At 38.1% G+C, this 17,238-nt stretch carries 14 protein-coding genes; 1 reads left to right on the top strand and 13 read right to left on the bottom strand.

The genetic code is table 11. The features are described 5' to 3' along the window. Positions 1 to 190: 190 nt before the first annotated feature. The 13 genes from H8716_RS09170 to H8716_RS09230 form a co-directional block, all read right to left on the bottom strand. On the bottom strand, positions 191 to 1,261 hold the full coding sequence (locus H8716_RS09170; protein ID WP_249308334.1) for a sialidase family protein: 1,071 nt from the start codon (positions 1,259 to 1,261) through the stop codon (positions 191 to 193). 50 nt (positions 1,262 to 1,311) lie between these two features. Continuing rightward, positions 1,312 to 2,163 carry a carbohydrate ABC transporter permease gene (locus H8716_RS09175; protein WP_249308336.1) on the bottom strand — a complete coding sequence of 284 codons (852 nt, stop codon included), beginning with the start codon at positions 2,161 to 2,163 and terminating at the stop codon, positions 1,312 to 1,314. After that, the gene (locus H8716_RS09180; RefSeq protein ID WP_249308338.1) at positions 2,163 to 3,071 is read right to left on the bottom strand and encodes a carbohydrate ABC transporter permease; all 909 of its coding nucleotides are present in this window, start codon (positions 3,069 to 3,071) and stop codon (positions 2,163 to 2,165) included. The genes H8716_RS09175 and H8716_RS09180 overlap by 1 nt, the downstream gene beginning before the upstream one ends. A gap of 32 nt (positions 3,072 to 3,103) precedes the next feature. Continuing rightward, entirely contained in the window at positions 3,104 to 4,402 is a 1,299-nt protein-coding gene (locus tag H8716_RS09185) for an extracellular solute-binding protein (RefSeq protein WP_249308340.1), read from the bottom strand. 60 nt (positions 4,403 to 4,462) lie between these two features. Continuing rightward, entirely contained in the window at positions 4,463 to 5,494 is a 1,032-nt protein-coding gene (locus H8716_RS09190) for a lactonase family protein (RefSeq protein ID WP_249308342.1), read from the bottom strand. A gap of 9 nt (positions 5,495 to 5,503) precedes the next feature. After that, the gene (locus tag H8716_RS09195; RefSeq protein WP_249308344.1) at positions 5,504 to 6,313 is read right to left on the bottom strand and encodes an SDR family NAD(P)-dependent oxidoreductase; all 810 of its coding nucleotides are present in this window, start codon (positions 6,311 to 6,313) and stop codon (positions 5,504 to 5,506) included. Positions 6,314 to 6,339: 26 nt separating this feature from the next. Beyond that, on the bottom strand, positions 6,340 to 7,608 hold the full coding sequence (locus tag H8716_RS09200) for an ABC transporter substrate-binding protein (protein WP_283243064.1): 1,269 nt from the start codon (positions 7,606 to 7,608) through the stop codon (positions 6,340 to 6,342). A 56-nt stretch (positions 7,609 to 7,664) separates the two neighbouring features. Next, positions 7,665 to 9,176 (bottom strand): response regulator transcription factor, encoded by a 1,512-nt coding sequence (locus H8716_RS09205; RefSeq protein WP_249308347.1) that lies wholly within the window; start codon positions 9,174 to 9,176, stop codon positions 7,665 to 7,667. Beyond that, positions 9,173 to 10,870, bottom strand: a complete 1,698-nt coding sequence (locus tag H8716_RS09210) for a sensor histidine kinase (protein ID WP_249308349.1) — start codon at positions 10,868 to 10,870, stop codon at positions 9,173 to 9,175. The genes H8716_RS09205 and H8716_RS09210 overlap by 4 nt, the downstream gene beginning before the upstream one ends. A 253-nt stretch (positions 10,871 to 11,123) precedes the next feature. Beyond that, entirely contained in the window at positions 11,124 to 12,125 is a 1,002-nt protein-coding gene (locus tag H8716_RS09215) for a Gfo/Idh/MocA family protein (RefSeq protein ID WP_249308350.1), read from the bottom strand. Between the two features lie 59 nt (positions 12,126 to 12,184). After that, on the bottom strand, positions 12,185 to 13,657 hold the full coding sequence (gene xylB, locus H8716_RS09220) for a xylulokinase (RefSeq protein WP_249308352.1): 1,473 nt from the start codon (positions 13,655 to 13,657) through the stop codon (positions 12,185 to 12,187). 180 nt (positions 13,658 to 13,837) lie between these two features. Then, the gene (locus H8716_RS09225; RefSeq protein WP_249308354.1) at positions 13,838 to 15,325 is read right to left on the bottom strand and encodes an L-fucose/L-arabinose isomerase family protein; all 1,488 of its coding nucleotides are present in this window, start codon (positions 15,323 to 15,325) and stop codon (positions 13,838 to 13,840) included. Positions 15,326 to 15,348: 23 nt separating this feature from the next. Beyond that, positions 15,349 to 15,969 (bottom strand): DUF4867 family protein, encoded by a 621-nt coding sequence (locus H8716_RS09230; protein ID WP_249308356.1) that lies wholly within the window; start codon positions 15,967 to 15,969, stop codon positions 15,349 to 15,351. Positions 15,970 to 16,086: 117 nt separating this feature from the next. Between H8716_RS09230 and H8716_RS09235 the strand changes: the two genes are divergently transcribed. After that, positions 16,087 to 17,232 (top strand): ROK family transcriptional regulator, encoded by a 1,146-nt coding sequence (locus tag H8716_RS09235; protein ID WP_249308358.1) that lies wholly within the window; start codon positions 16,087 to 16,089, stop codon positions 17,230 to 17,232. Positions 17,233 to 17,238 lie beyond the last annotated feature (6 nt).

Consider the following 17,238-nt stretch of genomic DNA (forward strand, 5'->3'; position numbering starts at 1 on the left):
CTTGCTTTTTGAATGAAAAATCACATGTGAATTATATTACTGATAATACTTGAATTAACTTGTTTCATAAACATTTATATTCATACATTAAAAAACTTCTTTTAAATTAGATATCAAAAATCTCTCATAGAAGCCAGATTTTTCAACTTCTATAAGAGATTCTTTTCTTACTACATTTTAAGCCACAAAATCATATTTTATCTACCCACCAAGCAAGAATGTTTGTTTTATTATCTGCATATGCATGCGAACTGTGTATATATACTCTTTCTCGATTCGGTTCATCAATAATGATGCTATTTGAATAAGCCCCATATCCAGCTTCGCATTTTGCCAATATCCGTCCATCATCCCACTCTATACCGTTTTCCGAATAGTACAAGACAAAATTCCCAGCATCTGGCTCTGTATTTCCGCTTCTTCCATGCATCAAGTAACCATCCCCAAAAGCTATCATCTGTGGATTTCGCAGTTTCTTAGCAAAATAAGCTTTTTCAGGTTTTTCCCAGGTTCTTCCAGAGTCATGGCTAATTACATAATCAGCGTGATATTCATCTGCACTGTTGTAACAGTATGCAATGAGATCTCCATTTTTCAGAAAGCAAAGCGTTCCATAGCCACGTCCATAAGTTGAAAAAGGAATTACACTTCTTTTATGGAAAGATGCTCCACTATCATTACTTACATATATTTTATACTGATGTTCCGGCAAACATCCCGTCCAGTTTATTCGTGCGTCATTACAAAATTTCAAAACAAAAATTTCTTTTTCATAATATACTGCATCATATATGCGCCCGCAATCCTTATCAATTTCTTCAGCTTTCGACCATGTAAGACCCTGATCAAAACTCCGACTATAAGTGGGTACTCTATAAGGTTCCCACAATGGATTTTCTGAAATATCACACAACAAATGAAATATCACAATCGTTCCATCATTTGTAACAACTGCTTTTTCTGCCATTACAGATGTATTGATGCCCAACTGAAAATATTGTTTTGAATAAGTATATATCATAGATGGCTCCCAGGTTTTTCCAAAATCTCTGGAACGTTTATATTCCATCCATCCCACTGCCGAATGACCTCCACCATCATCAGAACAATTAGGATAAAAAGCAAGAATATCTCCATTCTCGCATTGCACAAGCGCATGTCCCAAATGCCCACTACGATTATTGGCTGTATGATCCATAAAAAGAATTCCTTTATTTGGTAAATTGGACGGTGTAATATAGTAGCCTTCCTCAAATTTCATAACAACATTTCATCCTTTCTTATTTCAACACATCTCTATTTTCCATGTTTTTATCCTTTAATTCCGCTTGTTACAACTCCTTCAATAAAATATTTCTGACAGGAAATATACAAAATCAAGATAGGAACGATAGCCAACATTGCCACTGCCATCATCGGTCCTACATCAATCATACTTCCATACATGCTCTTGAAAAAACTGATTCCAAGAGATACCGTATATTTCTCTGGTTGCTGCAAATAGATCATCGGTGCAAAATAATCATTCCAGGAATATACAAATTGATTAATCACCACAACAATTAATGCCGGTTTTGCATTTGGAAATACTACTTTCCAAAATACTCCAAACCAAGAACAACCATCTACAATTGCAGCCTCTGACAGCTCATTCGGAATTGCCGCAAAAAACTGGCGGAGTAAAAAAATATAAAACGCACCCCCACCAAAAAGGCTAGGAATAATTAACGGCCAATAAGTATTTACCAAACCAAACTTACTGAAAATCGTGTAAGTTGGAAGTAACGTTACTGATGATGGTATCATCATTGTACTAAGCAATATAAAAAATAAAATATTCTTAAATCTTGATTTCAGCTTTGCAAATCCAAAAGCTGTCAATGATGCTGTTATCAGCGTTCCCACTACACAAATAACAGTAAGTAAAAATGTATTTAAAAAATATCTTGGAATGCGTTTATCACTAAATACATATAGATAGCTTCGAAGACTTATCGGATCTGGAAACAACCTCGGTGGATACTGTGAAGCCTGTGTTGTATCATAAAACGAAGCACAAAACATCCACAACAGCGGAAATAGAAACATAATTGCCACAATAATCAAAATTATTTCAACCAATATTTTGCTGGTTTTATATTTAAAAAAAGCTTTCTGTTTCATCAATCCACATCCTCTCTGTAAAATACCCAAAGTTTGGAAGACTTAAAAATCACAATACTAATCGACATAATTACTGCAAATAGTACCCAAGCCAAAGCACAGGAATATCCAAAGTCATAGTAACGAAATGCTTGATTGTATAAATGCAACCCGAATGTATACGTAGAGAACATTGGTCCACCCTGGGTCATAATATACGGCTGAGTAAAAATTTGGAGTGCGCCAATCACCTGCATAATTAATACATAAAACAAGACCGGTGACAACATAGGCATCGTTATCTTTATAAACATTTTGAATGGTGATGCACCATCCAACTTCGCAGCTTCATAATATATAGCAGGTACATCTTGTAAGCCTGCCAGAATAATCAACATAACACTTCCACAGGTAAAAACATTCATGATAATCAGTGCTGTCATAGCCCAATTCGCATCCTGGAGCCAGTTAGGTCCAATGATATGAAAGATCTTATATAACAAATGATTTATCATTCCTGTATCATTTCCATAAAGATAAGTCCACCCCATGTAAACCGCTACACCTGCTAAAACCGACGGTGCATAAATAATTCCTCTGAAAATATTGGTTCCTGGTAATCTTTTGTTAAGTAAAATAGCAAGAAGTAGTGCAATCCCAATATTCAATGGAACAGAAACTACCGTATAGTACAATGTATTTTTCAAACTTCCCCAGAATCGTTCATCTTGCACAAACATTCTTATATAGTTCTGCACCCCATTAAACTGAGGTGCAGAAACGCCATCCCACTTAGTAAAAGATGCATATAATGAATACCCCATCGGAATCAATGTAAATGCAATGAATCCGATAATCCAGAGTCCTACAAATATATAAAAATCTTTCTCTCTGTAAATGCCATTTCTCTTTCTATTTTTCTTCATCATTTCTCTCTTTCATAATCTGGGATGTGTTTTTGTCAGGATTTAGCCGCTTCAATAACAGCCTCACCTTTTTTCTGCAAGTTATCAAGTGCTGTATCAATATCGGTTGCACCTGTAATGTAAGCATTGAACTCACTGGTCAAAGTATCATTAATATCTGCCCAAATTCCTGCATACTCCCATGAAGTGCCTACTTTTGCCATGTTTACAAAGGCTTCTTTATTGTAAGCTACACCGCCTCCATAGTTGGTCTTAAACTCCTCACTTTCCAGATACTCGGTAAGTGCCGGAATGCCTACGCCATCCTCATCCACTGCTTTCTGAACTTCATAATTGGTTGTCATATATTCTATAAGATCATATGCCAATTCCGGATGCTCTGTTGTTTTAGACATACCAAAACCCTGAAGCCGCATATTCGTATTCCAACGCGTGTCATACGTTTCACTAATTGGAAGTTCCACAATATCCCATTTAAAATTGTCACCAATCTGTTTCTGATAACTTGCAATATCACCCGTCATTGCTATAGCCATGGCATATTTTCCAGTAACAAATCCACCTGTTGTCGTTGTTTTTGTTACTTCATTAGAACAATATCCATCTTTATGAAGATCCCCAAGAAGCTGGAATGCTGCTTTGAACTTTTCATTATTTGTTGCCTGCATAACCATATTTTCTGTATCATACATTTTCGGTTCTCCATAGAGTGCTCGTACAAGTTCACACACCCAACCGCCAAACCACATACCATATGTTTTCTCAGGTCCCTCACCAGAAGTTAGTGTTTTGGCAAGTTCTACAAATTCTGTTTCTGTCCAATCCGCAGTAGGATATTCCAGATTTGCTTCATCAAAAATGTCTTTATTGTATGCAATTACATAATTAGAATACATATAAGGAAGAGAAAGCAGTTCTCCATCAAAATCAAAAATATCCAACAAACTTTCGTCCCAGCAACCTGCTGATCCACTTGCCTCCAAATACGGTGTCAAATCAGCAAATAAATCCTCAGATGCAAATGGGGAAAAAATATCACGCGACATACGGATAACATCCGGTGCCTTCCCAGAGGAAAACCACACTTGTAACTTGGTAGGATAATCTGGACCTGCACAATATGTATAATCCAATGTTACATTAGGATGATCTGCTTTCCAAATTTCCAGGAGCTGATCCAATCGATCAATCTCCGACTGTTCTGCCCAGAATGCCATTGATAAATGTACATTTTCTTCCGTATCCGCTGCCCAGACGTTTGCTGTCCCAGACATTGCCATAAGCGAAGCCAATACTCCTGCAACCATTCTTTTTAATTTCTTTGTTGTTTTCATAAGCGCCCTCCATATCATTTATCTTATTTTTTACACTCATTTTTATATATAAGTATCTCGTTACATTGCACAAAATGAATATGCAAAAATACATCGTCTGTTTGAGACTGCCTGTTCTGGCATACCACCGTTCATAGAAAATGCCTCCAGCTCTCCAATTGAATCTGCATATTCTTCATTTAGAGCAAAAAATATTTCCTCTTTTTCCGAAAGTTCAATTGCTCTGGTCCAACCCTTAGTCGAAACACTTTTGCAAAAATGCAACAGACCTGTATCCTGCTCAATCTTAAAAACAGACACATTGTTACATCCCCTGTTACTTGCATATAAATATTTTCCGTCTTTAGAAACCAATATATCTGCCGCCAGATTTTCTCCAACAAAACTCTCTGGAAGAGCTGAAATCTTCTGTATGTTTTTCCAAGATTCTTCATACGTAAAAACATAGATTTCCGATGATAATTCTGTCAACAGATAACACCATTTCCCATCAGGGTGAAAAGCTATATGCCGCGGTCCGCAACCAGGAGTTGCTTTCCATTCAAATTCAAATTTTACAGTTTTGCTTTTTTGCTCTATTGAAAGCATGTATAGTCTATCTGCTCCAAGATCTGACACAATTGCCAGTCGTTCCTCTGGAGACAGATACACAGAATGTGGATGTGAACTTTCTTGTCTTTTTACATTTGGTCCACTACCTTCAAACATAAAGGACTTAACCATTTCTAATTTGGGCAATTCTGCTACAACAGAAAATATCAATACTTCTCCCGTTCCATAACAACTTGCAAATAAAAGCCTTCCATCTTTACTGCTCTGTAAATGACTGAATGTTCCTTTTTTATAAATATAAGAAGTCAAAAGCTGTAGCTCGCCTTCCGAGATTATTCTGTACACAGCAATCATCCCCTGTCCATCATATTCACCTGCTGCAAACAGATAAGGAGCATCAGTACTTTTACAGAGATAAGTAATATTCTGTACCTCACTTTTCTCAAACAGGATGGAAAATAATTTATTTTCCCAATTATATTCCCATGCAATAATTCCATTATTCTTCTGATGAATTCCTGTATACAGAATCGTTCTCATCCCAATCTCCTACTTTACAATATAAGTTCCTCTTCCATGAATACCGTCGTAATCTTCCGTCTCATCCATAGAATTTACCCCGCATGCCTGTCCACCATCAACTAAGAAATCCGCACCGGTGATAAATCCTGCCTCTTCAGAACAAAGGAACGCCGCCATGTATCCTATATCTTCTCCTGTTCCTGTTCTTCCAATCGGAATACGATCTGCATCCCCTTCATAAGTCTTATCTTCGTATCCCTTTGGATTAATAGCAATACAACCTGGTGATACAGTATTTGCTCTGATTCCAAATGGACCAAACTCTCTGGCAATAGATTGTACAGAACGTTTCAAGCCTGCTTTCATACCACCATAAATACAATCAATAGGGGTCGGCTGTATAGATTTTATAGATGCAGTAAAAACCATACTGCCTTTGATTTTATTATCAATCATATGCTGCCCAACCAAAGTTGCCAAAAGAATGCCAGCTCTGTAATTCACCATATACACATGATCAATTTCCTCTACTTTTGCATAACGCAGATATTTTTCGTATCCTACCCCTGCATTGCTCATAAGTACGTCAATTTTTCCATAAATGCCAACTGCTGTATCAACCAGCTTATAAATATCCTCCACTTTACTTAAATCGCAATCAAATAATTCACATCGAACACCATATTTTTCGGTTACATGTTGCTGCACTTCTTTTGCCTTTTCTGTCTCACCATTGTATGCAAGAAAAAGATCATATCCTTTTTCTGCAAATACATTAGCAACTCCTCTGCCAACCCCTCTGTTGGCACCTGTAATAATTGCTGTTTTTCTACCCATTTTTCGACCTCCCTATTATTTTTTATTTATGGTACATATATATATGTCGGTATCGTTAGACTCTCAAACAGTTCTTCTGTGCTCGCAATTACATCCTCAATTTTCTGATCTGAGAGCAGTCTGGCTGTCATATCCTTGAAAGGTTCTTTGATCCACCAGGCACATTTATCCATATATACTTCATAATCATACTCTTTTTTATATGATGAATTTTCATCTGCTTCCGTATTGAGTAAATGCATCCCTTCTGGCATTTCTATATCATTTTCGTCCACATCTGTTGATAAAAATTCTATAAGAAGATTTGCATTTTCTTTTGCATCAGATTTTGAATCGATTCCAAGAATAAAGCTCAGAGAATTGATTTCATTTACCTCACCTTCCTCGACAATCAAAGAACCCGGCATATAATTTTTTTCGAAATCATTTCCCAACTGCTGATATAATGACCATATATCACTCATTATCACAACTGCTTTATCTGACTCAAACGCATCCATAGCCTCTGCTATATTAAGCAGCAAATTTTTATTCGTAAAATAACCTTTTTGGCTCAAATTATAAATTAATTCCATGTATTCCAACAAAACCGGATCATCTGCCCTGACTTTTCCATTCTGAAGATCATTTGCAAAAGAGCTTGTCTGATTAAAATTCCTCAGTACCAACATCAACCATTGTATGTACATTTCATAAAAGCCTTTTTCATCTTCACCTCCAAAAATAATTGGCGTGATTCCTCTTCTTAATGCCTCTCGGAAAATCTTTTCCAAGTCTTGCGCATTTTTCGGAATTTCGTAATTCAGTTTTTCCAAAACTGAAAGATTATAGCAGGCAACCAGTTTATTTGATATAAAGGGAATTGCATACTGACATTTATTCACTTCATAAATTTTTAGGTTTTCTGACTGATAATTATCAAGATATGTTTCTCCTGTCAAATCAGTCAGACGTCCTCTGGTTTCCAGTGATAAAAACGTGTCATACTTCGGTTTCATAAATATTACATCTGCTATTTTTTTCTCACTGCTGATCTGCTCCCGCATAAAATCTTCATAATAGCTTTCTGAAACAAAAGACACTTGCATCTTTATAGACGGATATTTTGCCTCAAACTTCTGAAATATATGGTCAAACAGATCTGTTTTTTCTCCCCAGATTAGCACATCCAGAAGTTCTTTTTCTTTTGCAGATGTTTTATTTTTCCCCAACAGTGAAAAAACAAATGCGCTTCCTAAAACTATCGTCAAAAGAACGGTTATTACAATTTTTTTATTTTTCTTGTTTGTAATCATATTCTATCACCCTGTTTATTTTGGTTATATATCGCAGATTTCAGATTTTGTTTTCTTTATTCGTATTTATCGCATCTTTTTTGGAACTCTTTTGGCGTCATACCTGTACATCGTTTAAATAACTGACTGAAATAACGTCCATCATGATACCCTAACTTCACTGCTACTTCGTATACACGTGCATCTGGTTCATTCAACATATTCTTTGCTTTATCCATCTTAATATCCGTGACTATATCTGAAAAAGTTTTCCCACATTCTTTCACGAATAATTCACTCAAATATGTAGCATTAATATTATATTTCTTTGCATAATCTTTCAAAAGTTTTACTTCTGAATAATTATCACGAATATCTTTTTGGATATTGTAAATAACAGGATGTAGTATTTTCTTCTCCATTTTTTCCATTTTTTCTGTAAGCTTTTTTAATGTTTCGGTTGTTCTTACAGCAATTTCCATTTCAGAAAATTCCCGTTTTATTTTTGGAAATGAATCATAAAATTCTTTAAAGAGCAGTTGTTTCTCGCCTTTTTCTTCATTCATGGCTATATAAAGATAATACGAAAGTCGAATCATAAGATTTTGTCTTTCCTGAATGCTGTTTGTTTTATTGAAATATAACACCAGTTTTTCAGCAACTTGATCAAATTTTTTGTCTTTCCATAATGCATAAATTATTCTTTCCTCTTCAAGTTTTGCATCTTTCATCTGTATGATCATATGTTGATTTGTTCTGTCATTTTCCATGCACTGTTCCACTTCCAGATATTTGGAATATAAATCTCTTCCATCGAAAAATCCTGTCTCAATATGAGCAATAGGAAGGAATAAATTATTTTCCAGCACATCCACCATTTCTTCACATAATTTTTTTATCTGATATTCTATTTGTTGTGTCTGCATTGTAGAATGAAAATATTCTGTATAAAAAATCAGATAGAACATGTTATATGATTCACTGATCAGGCAATACTGAATTTTCTGCTGCTTCACTTCCAACAATTCTTCTATGATATTTTTTACTGCGTACAAAATAAGACCTGAATCAGATGGCGTAAACCCTCCTATTTTCTGATATTCCTGGATCCTACATCCAGATAAAATGACCTGTTTTTTCCAAAATAAAGATTCTGACGAAATCAACCCATGAAGCATATCGGAAATTTGTATCTGTAATTTATTATCACGATCCATATTTTTGACTTTAACCATTTCTATCAATTCACAAACCGTTTCCTGTACTGATTTTATTGTAATGGGTTTAATTAAAAAATCATGTACCTGATACTGAAGTGCAGTTCTGGCATATTCAAAATCTGCATAAGCGGTAACTATGACAATTATCGTATCCTGAGACAATTCCCGTATCTGGCGAGTCATTTCTAATCCATCGCATACAGGCATTCGAATATCTGTTAAAACAATTTCTGGTTTATATTTTTTAAAAAGTTCTAACCCCTCTTCTCCATGACAAGCTGTAAATACTTCCAGTGGAAACATTTTCTGTATCTGTTTGGCCACACTTTCTCGGATTAGTCGTTCATCTTCTACATATAATAATCTCATGTCTCTTTCCTGCCTTTCGCCTCTGTTTTTATATTAATTACCAACATAAACATATGATTTTCATAATGTACCTGTAGCTCCGCATTACTGCCATACATTAATTTTAATCTTCGGTAAACATTATATAGTCCTATTCCTAATGATTTCACTTCGGTTTCATTCGGTCGATAATCTTCTGTAAATTTTCTTTTCAAATTTTCCAATTCTATTGGTTTTAATTCTGCATAATTATTACTAAAACAAAAGGATATGATTCCATTTTCTTTTTTAGCTGTAAGTTTAATTTCTACTGTTTCCATATGAAATTCCACACTATGCTTAATCGCATTTTCAACAATGGGTTGAAATGTTAGTTTGGGAATTTCCAGAGACTGTAATTCCTTTGGAACATCTGCGAAATAGCAAAATCGATCTTCATATCTCTTGGACTGTAATAACAAATATTGCTCTACATGCTCTAATTCCTGTCCTACTGTAGATGGTGCATCAATTTCATATAAGCCATACCGCAAAAGATTTGACAGTGCATCCACCATTTCACATGCCTCTATAGCTCTTTCTTCATCTAAAATCATCCAATAGATAGAATTTAGTGTATTATATAAAAAATGGGGATTTAACTGTGATAGAAGAAAACGCATTTCCAATTTTCGATTCTGTTCTTTTTCAATAGAAAGCTCTGTTAACATCCTAGAAAACTGTACACTCAAAGCATTGATTTCTTCCACCTGACTGTGTGGAAGCTGAATGCAAAAATCTCCCTGCTCAATTTGTTTCATAACTCCAGTTAATTCTAACGTTGGACGCTTGATCCACTTTATCCATATACTGCTGCAAAACAAACTGAGCAGCATGACAGGACTCATACAAATCAATACAATAATGATACTCTTACAGGATTCCTCAAGCAAATAGGAACGCGCATAATGCCCCACGACTTTCAGATTATTGTTAATTAATGATTCTTCTGTAAAATATCCTTCTCTTTCTGATAACTGAAACTTCTTTTTTTCCTGTTCTCTTAACAAAAGAGGAATATTTTTATTATCACAAACATAATACTGCATAACCGCTTTTTCATTTTGACTTATCGTTTCAATCCATTTAGTGTTAACAACCAGAAATTGATAACCTATAATTTTTCGACTACTTGACGCATATATTGTTCTACCAAATACACTATACGGTTTTTCAATTCCTTTTATAATCAGTCCATTTTCTTCTGGCAAAAGTGTAAACCCACTTTCAAGTTTGGAAATTTGCTTAAACCACTTCTTCTCCCTGAGTTCATAGCAGTTCTGAATTCCAACAATATCATTTTGAATATGATATGGTTCTCCAATTAAAGGATAAATAATCATATCGCTAATGGCTGGATGACTTGTGCTCAAAGATTCCAACAGCTGATGCGTACAATATTTTTCATAAACTGAAGATTCCTGAGCATTATCTCTTTGTAATGCCTGTTGTACTGAAATATTCAAATAAGAATTATCCGCAATGGTATATATACTATTTAAATCCTTTCCGAGTAATTCAGCCACTTGGTTAGTGTTTGCTTTTAGCATTTCTGAAATACTGTCTCTTTTTGAATAAAAACTGGTAATTCCTATAATACAAGATGAAATCAACAATATTACGCATTGTGCAATAACAATAAAAGTGATCCATGATAAATTCACTTTTGCTTTCATAAAACACATCCTTCCTATAAACCATTTTCACTCTATTTAATATATACCATATCAAGAGCTAGCACAAAATATAATGCATTTCATATTTTGTTTGCTATTCTAATATTTTGTTTGTTAATGTTAGTAAAGCAATTTATTTTACGCTTATCGTTATTATAAATCCCAAACACCCTTACGCATAAAAAAGCTCATGGTATTTCTCCATGAGCTTTTTCAACAGTCTTATAATATCTATCATTATATGCTATAAATTTTAATCCTGTGGATATTTTAATCCCCACTGTTTTCTTAACATATCACACTGTTTTAATATTGATGCAGTCTCTTCCCAGGTCATGACCGGTGATTCTTTGATTCCATTTCGGATACACTGATTCACATGTGCGATCTCGAATTGATATCCTTCATCTTCAATTCCTGCAATCTTCTGTGGTGCCGGACATTCAATAGTTTCTGTTTTGTCTCCCACTGTCAGTTGTAGCTGCCATGGTTTCCAGAACTGCGGGATCACCATATGTCCTTTTGTACCATAGATATAAGCCGTATCAATCATATCAGTACGTATGGCACTGCACATCAGACCCAATTCACCTTTATCATACTGGGCAATCCATGCTGCCTGTTCATCCACCTGCAGATGATGTTCATCTGTATCCATAGATGCCACACCGCTGATGGATATCGGTTCTTTTTTCAGTATCATCTTGGTAAAATGCAGATCGTATACTCCTACGTCCAGAAGACTTCCTCCTGCACGGTTCGGATCCATTAATCTGGATGTCATATCTTCATTGCGGAAAGAAAAATTGGTGCTTACTACACGCACATCTCCGATGTCCTTTAAATGTGCCTCGATCTCTTTGATCAATGGGAAGAATCTGGTCCATACTGCTTCCATCAGGAATACCTGATTCTTCTTCGCACACTCTGTCATTTTCTCCCACTGATGCACATTGATACCTGCTGGTTTTTCCACCAGTACAGACTTTCCAGCTTCCATAGCTTTGATTGCCAGCTCCATATGTGCGGTATGCGGTACCGGGATATAGACAATGTCAATATCTTCTCTTGCCAGCATCTCTTCATATGTCATCACTTCCGGTATCTGAAACTTTTCCGCGGTCTTTGCAGCACTTTCTCTGGTTCTGGATGCTACTGCCACGATCTCCATATCATCAATCTGACGTGCCCCTTTCATCCAACGGTCCAAAATCTTTCCGGCTCCAAGAAGTCCCCAGCGTATTTTCTTGCTCATGATTTTCGCCCCCATTTTAAACAGAAAGGGACCAACAGCGTGGTCCCCTTATCTCTTTTTTAGATTGTCACCTCATCAAACAGTCCTTTTACTGTCGGATAGATCTTTGCAAATTTTGCATATCTGTCATTGTATTTTTCTACCAGTTCCGGATCTGGTTCGATGGTATCGATTACTTTGACCAGCTTTTCTGCTGCTTCTTCTACGGATGCAAATTCTCCGCATGCTACTGCAGCCAGCATAGCTCCGCCATATCCAGGGCCTTCTTCGCTTTCGATTACATCAACTTTAATTCCCAGTACATTGGCAATGATCTTTTTCCACAGTGGACTCTTTGCTCCACCTCCACAGATCTTGGTTCTCTCGATCTTAATACCAAGTGACTTGGCTACTTCAAAGGAATCACGGATAGCAAATGCTACACCTTCCAGAACAGCCTGTGTCATATCGGCTCTTGTGGTATCCATGGTCATACCGATGAAAGTTCCTCTTGCATTCGGATTGTTGTGAGGAGAACGTTCTCCCATCAGGTATGGCAGGAAGAATACATGGTTTTCTCCAAGTTTTTTGATCTTTTCCTGCTCTGCTGCGTAATCTTTGGTTCCGATGATCTCATCCATCCACCACTTGTTGCAGGAAGCTGCGGAAAGCATGCAGCCCATCAGATGATAATATCCGTCTGCATGAGCAAAGGAATGTAATGCATTGTGCTCGTCTACGCCAAATGTCTTACTGGAAATAAAGATGGTTCCGCTGGTTCCAAGGGAGATGTTACATCTTCCATCACCTACGGTTCCGGTTCCTACTGCTGCCGCTGCGTTATCACCGGCACCTGCTACAATCTTTACAGTCTCTGGAAATCCCAGTTCTTTTGCTACTTCCGGTAAAATGGTTCCTACCGTCTCATAGCTTTCAAAGATCTTTGGTACCTGTTCTTCTGTGATACCGCAGATATCCAGCATTTCTTTTGACCAGCATTTATTCTTTACATCAAAAATCAGCATACCGGATGCATCTGATACATCTGTGCTGTATACGCCAGACAATTTAAATGCAATATAATCCTTTGGCAGCATGATCATTTTGGTTCTTGCAAAATTCTCCGGTTCTTCTTCCTTCATCCAGAGGATCTTCGGAGCGGTAAATCCTGCAAATGCAATATTTGCAGTATACTTGGACAGTGTTTCTTTTCCGATCACGTTGTTCAGATAATCTGTCTGCTTCTGGGTACGTCCATCATTCCACAAAATTGCCGGACGGATAACGTCATCATTTTCATCCAACGCAACCATTCCATGCATCTGTCCACCAAAACTGATACCTGCAATCTGGCTCTTATCACAATTTTCAGTCAGTTCCTTTAATCCTTCTAACACTGCACTCCACCAGTCTTCCGGATTCTGTTCAGACCAACCCGGATGTGGAAAATACAATGGATATTCCTTAGATACTACACTTTCGATTTTACCTTCTGCATTCATCAGTAATAATTTCACTGCAGAAGTACCTAAATCTACGCCAATATAAAGCATGTTACCCTCCTTTTCCCACATATTCCAGTAAAAGCATTCACCGAAGGCATGCTCAAACACCTTCTTATGAATTGTTTTTGTTGTCATATGCTGATAAAACTACTAAAATTTTAATATAGCCGCCTGCAGTTACACGCCGCAGGCGGCTTTTCTTTTTGTTACAATCTTATTGGATTAATTCTAGCCCCATGGATTCTCTGTTGGGTAAAGTACACCTGCCGGCTGGTTGTATCCGATTTCGTCTACATCCAGACCAAGGATCTTGAATACTTCAAACAGAGCTTTTCCGTGATGTCCGAATGCTACTGCTCCGTGATGTGGGAATCCTTTTTCGATCAGTACGTGACGATAGAATCTTCCCATTTCTGGAATAGCGAATACACCGATACCACCGAAGGATCTGGTTGCTACCGGAAGAATTTCCCCCTCTGCAATGTAAGCACGAAGCTTGTTATCTGCTGTACTCTGGATACGGTAGAATGTGATTTCTCCAGGTACGATATCGCCTTCCAGGGTTCCCTGTGTAACTTCCTCCGGCAGATTTCTTGCCATGATCATCTGATACTTCATAGTACCCTTTGTCAGCTTCTGTGAGCAGGTATTTCCACAGTGGAATCCCATGAATGTATCTTTGTGTGTATAGTTGTATTTACCTTCGATAGACTCTTTGTACATATCCTTTGGTACAGAGTTGTTGATATCCAGCAGAGTTACGATATCATCACTGACTGCCTGTCCGATGAATTCAGAAAGTGTTCCGTAGATATCTACTTCACAGGATACAGGGATTCCGCGTCCTGTCAGACGGCTGTTTACATAGCAAGGAACGAATCCGAACTGTGTCTGGAATGCAGGCCAGCATTTTGTGGTAAGTGTAACGTATTTTTTGTATCCTCTGTGAGCTTCGATCCAGTCAAGAAGAGTAATCTCGTACTGAGCCAGCTTAGGAAGTACTTCTGGTTTGCAGTTGCCATCACCAAGTTCTTTTGCCATATCTGCTGCAACTTCTGCGATACGTGGATCACCTTCATGTTTCTTGAAAGATTCAAACAGATCCAGTTCGGAGTTCTCTTCGATCTCGATACCCAGGTTGTAAAGCTGTTTAATTGGTGCATTACATGCCAGGAAGTTATTTGGACGAGGACCAAAGCTGATGATCTTCAGGTCTTTTACTGCCACATATGCACGTGCGATTGGCAGGAAGTCATGAATCATATCTGCACAGTCATCTGCATCTCCTACAGGATATTCTGGAATATAGTATCCGCCAACATTTCTCAGCTGCAGGTTATAGCTTGCATTCAGCATACCACAGTAAGCATCACCACGTCCCTGAACCAGGTCATTCTGTGATTCTTCTTCTGCTGCGATGATCATCTTAGGACCTTCGAAATGTTTCGCAAGGAGAGATTCGGAGATCTCCGGTCCGAAGTTTCCAAGGTAAACAACCAGTGCGTTACATCCTGCTGCTTTGATATCTTCCAGAGCCTGAACCATGTGGATCTCGCTCTCTACGATACAGACCGGACATTCGTAGATGTTCTTTGCATCATATTTTTTTGTGTAAGCTTCTACAAGTGCTTTTCTTCTGTTAACGGACAGAGATTCCGGGAAACAGTCACGGCTGACTGCTACGATTCCAATTTTTACTTCTGGTAAATTGTTCATGATATTGCTCCTCCTGTTTTTTATTATATGGTAAGGTTTTCTCCTTTTAATCCCACAAATGCTCCACCTTTGCCCTCATTAGACTCTGCATGGGCGATGAGCCATTTATTCTTTGCGGTCATCAGCTTGTCTTCCGGGAATACTCCTGAAAGTACAGGTGGTTCTGTGTTAGTTCCTTCCGGAAGAATAATAACTACGCGGAAGTTCTCTTTGCCTTCTGCGTTGATCGGTGCATAGTGAAGTGTGGTAGCGTAAAGCTCTACCACTGCACCGGCCGGTGCTGCAAAGGCTTCCATCTTTGCTGTATCATATGTAAAATCATCTTCTACATCCTGTTCTGAGCCAATCAGTAAAATGGCTCCGTCAAGGGCAATATCAATCTCAGAGTCGCGATGGTATTCCACTGCATTCAGAGTATGATTGGTTCCGTTGCAATATCCAATCTGGATCGGCATACCACCGTAAACACTGTTCTGAATGGCTTCGCGCTCTGAACAGGCTTCCAGCTCCGGTGCGGATGCTACATACTCTACGCCATCTGTCACAGGTGTCTTAGCCAGACGGTCTAACAGATCCGGTACTTCTATCTTGAGTACTCTGCCGTACTTTTTAAATGCCTCATCGGTAATGCTTTTGATCTGCATGGTTCTGTCCCCTTTCTGTGTTTCGGTAATTTTCTCAATTAGTTTACTTTCTGAACTAATTGTGTTATAGTAATAATAACTCTAATCACTCAATTTTGCAAGAGGATTTTGATAATTATGGCGAAAACAATTTTAACCGGTAATCCGGAACTTATTCGAGATATTAATACCCAGTCTGTTATCCGTACCATCCTGGAGCATGGATCCATATCCAGAGCCGCCATCGCAGGGCATCTGGGACTGACAAAAGCCACCGTCTCTGCCATTGTACAGGTATTGCTGGACCGTGGACTGATTGAAGAAATCGGCAGTGATGACACAAAAAAGGGAAGAAAACCGATTCTCCTGAGGCTGGATCCCACCTGCGGATATATCATTTCTCTGGATCTGGCGTCTGAGACCATCACACTGATGACAGCCAATCTGTTGGGTGGAAACTGTCACATTTACCAGTATTCCGCTCCGGAAAACTCTGCGAATCTCATACCAACACTGGTCACTGCAATACAGGCTGCCATTGACACGCTTCCTGAAAGCCGTTACGGTCTTCTGGGAATTGCTCTTGGCATTCACGGCGTAGTACATCATAACCAGATCATTTTCCTTCCATATTCTTCTTATGCAGATCTGGATCTGGTTACACCGCTGTCAGAAGCCTTTCACGTTCCCGTTTTGATGGAAAACGAAGCGAACCTTTCTGTTCTTGGAGAATGGTCCTTCTGTCATCAGACTAATGAGATGCTGTACATCAGCGTCCATTCCGGTATCGGTGTGGGTATTATTATGAAAAATCAGCTGGTCAAAGGAAAAAACGGCTATGCCGGAGAATTTGGCCATTCTATTATTCAGATTGGGGGACGTCCCTGTCCCTGCGGCAATCAAGGCTGTCTGGAACAGTACGCTTCTGAACGTGCTCTGTTTGCGGAACTGTCTGAATTAAAGCATATGCCGATTCATGCAGATATTTTTGAAGATCTTTACCGCCGGGGCGATCCGGACGCCCGACGTCTGGTGAAGAACTTTATTACTTATATGTCCATCGGCATTAACAATTTGCTGAATACTTTTAATCCTGATATTATTATTCTGAACAGTGTTCTGCACCGATGCCGCCCCACCATTTGTGAAGATATCACCAATTCTCTTCACAATACCATGAAACAATACTGTCATCTGATTCCATCCACGCTACAGGATTCCGCTACACTTCTGGGCGGTGTGTATCTGATCCAGCATCAGTTTCTTTACCCGAATCAGATCTGACCAGAA

Source organism: Jingyaoa shaoxingensis (assembly GCF_014385005.1).
Taxonomy (GTDB): Bacteria; Bacillota; Clostridia; order Lachnospirales; family Lachnospiraceae; genus Marvinbryantia; species Marvinbryantia shaoxingensis.

Coding starts and splice junctions, on each gene's coding strand:
- H8716_RS09170 (WP_249308334.1), bottom strand. CDS start 1,261: ATGAAATTTGAGGAAGGCTACTATATTACACCGTCCAATTTACCAAAT.
- H8716_RS09175 (WP_249308336.1), bottom strand. CDS start 2,163: ATGAAACAGAAAGCTTTTTTTAAATATAAAACCAGCAAAATATTGGTT.
- H8716_RS09180 (WP_249308338.1), bottom strand. CDS start 3,071: ATGATGAAGAAAAATAGAAAGAGAAATGGCATTTACAGAGAGAAAGAT.
- H8716_RS09185 (WP_249308340.1), bottom strand. CDS start 4,402: ATGAAAACAACAAAGAAATTAAAAAGAATGGTTGCAGGAGTATTGGCT.
- H8716_RS09190 (WP_249308342.1), bottom strand. CDS start 5,494: ATGAGAACGATTCTGTATACAGGAATTCATCAGAAGAATAATGGAATT.
- H8716_RS09195 (WP_249308344.1), bottom strand. CDS start 6,313: ATGGGTAGAAAAACAGCAATTATTACAGGTGCCAACAGAGGGGTTGGC.
- H8716_RS09200 (WP_283243064.1), bottom strand. CDS start 7,608: ATGATTACAAACAAGAAAAATAAAAAAATTGTAATAACCGTTCTTTTG.
- H8716_RS09205 (WP_249308347.1), bottom strand. CDS start 9,176: ATGAGATTATTATATGTAGAAGATGAACGACTAATCCGAGAAAGTGTG.
- H8716_RS09210 (WP_249308349.1), bottom strand. CDS start 10,870: ATGAAAGCAAAAGTGAATTTATCATGGATCACTTTTATTGTTATTGCA.
- H8716_RS09215 (WP_249308350.1), bottom strand. CDS start 12,125: ATGAGCAAGAAAATACGCTGGGGACTTCTTGGAGCCGGAAAGATTTTG.
- xylB (WP_249308352.1), bottom strand. CDS start 13,657: ATGCTTTATATTGGCGTAGATTTAGGTACTTCTGCAGTGAAATTATTA.
- H8716_RS09225 (WP_249308354.1), bottom strand. CDS start 15,325: ATGAACAATTTACCAGAAGTAAAAATTGGAATCGTAGCAGTCAGCCGT.
- H8716_RS09230 (WP_249308356.1), bottom strand. CDS start 15,969: ATGCAGATCAAAAGCATTACCGATGAGGCATTTAAAAAGTACGGCAGA.
- H8716_RS09235 (WP_249308358.1), top strand. CDS start 16,087: ATGGCGAAAACAATTTTAACCGGTAATCCGGAACTTATTCGAGATATT.